The sequence below is a fragment of the Cryobacterium sp. MLB-32 genome, assembly GCF_000738085.1.
In the GTDB taxonomy this organism is placed as follows: Bacteria; Actinomycetota; Actinomycetes; order Actinomycetales; family Microbacteriaceae; genus Cryobacterium.
Map to the genome: position 1 here is coordinate 1 of NZ_JPRS01000389.1, position 1,086 is coordinate 1,086.

2 protein-coding genes are annotated in these 1,086 nt (G+C 62.0%); both read right to left on the bottom strand.

The window, feature by feature from the left end:
- Positions 1–668: 50S ribosomal protein L1 (rplA, locus tag JF66_RS18835; RefSeq protein WP_035880409.1), on the bottom strand; the 668-nt coding region annotated here is incomplete at its 3' end.
- A gap of 91 nt (positions 669–759) precedes the next feature.
- Positions 760–1,086: 50S ribosomal protein L11 (gene rplK, locus JF66_RS18840; protein WP_035880410.1), on the bottom strand; the 327-nt coding region annotated here is incomplete at its 5' end.

Consider the following 1,086-nt stretch of genomic DNA (forward strand, 5'->3'; position numbering starts at 1 on the left):
TGGATGCCAGGTCCGAAGGTGGTCGAGACGACACCCTTCGTGATGTAGCGGCCCTTGGAAGAGCTGGGCTTGAGGCGAACAACCTCTTCGAGGGCAGCGTCGATGTTCTCGTTGAGCTGCTCAACGGTGAAGGATGCCTTGCCCACGACGAAGTGCACGTTGGCGTGCTTGTCAACGCGGAATTCGATCTTTCCACCCTTGATGTCGGAAACGGCCTTCGCGACGTCGGGCGTCACGGTGCCGGTCTTCGGGTTCGGCATGAGGCCACGCGGGCCCAGTACCTTTCCGAGGCGTCCGACCTTACCCATGAGCTCCGGGGTCGAAACCGCGGAGTCGAAGGAGGTGTAACCGGCGGCAACCTTCTCAATGAGCTCGTCGCCACCAACCTCGTCGGCGCCGGCAGCGATAGCTGCCTCGGCGGCCGGGCCGGTTGCGAAGACGATGACGCGGGCGGTGCGTCCGGTGCCGTGAGGAAGAATCACGGTACCGCGAACCATCTGGTCTGCCTTGCGCGGGTCGACTCCGAGGCGAAGGGCGACCTCAACGGTGGAGTTGAACTTGGACGAGCCGGTCTCCTTGGCGAGAGCGACGGCTGCGGCCGGGGTGTAGAACGTGTCGGCGCCGATTTTCTCGGCCGAGGCGCGGTAGGCCTTTGACTTTGTTGCCATGTGAAATCTCCTGTGTACAAATATCGAGAGTGTGGTGCGAGCCTGGCTGGCTCTTCCACGTCATGCTGGGGGTTGCGAAAGCGGGTGAGGGTTAGCCCTCGACCGTGACGCCCATGGAGCGGGCGGTGCCGGCGATGATCTTCGAGGCAGCGTCGAGGTCGTTGGCGTTGAGGTCAGCCATCTTGACTTCGGCGATTTCGCGGATCTGTGCCTGCGTGAGCTTGGCAACCTTGATGGTGTGGGGGGTTCCGCTGCCCTTTGCAAGGTTTGCGGCCTTCTTGATGAGCTCCGCTGCGGGCGGGGTCTTCAAGATGAAGGTGAATGAACGGTCGTCGTACACGGTGATCTCAACCGGGATGACGTTTCCGCGCTGGGCTTCTGTCGCAGCGTTGTATGCCTTGCAGAACTCCATGATGTT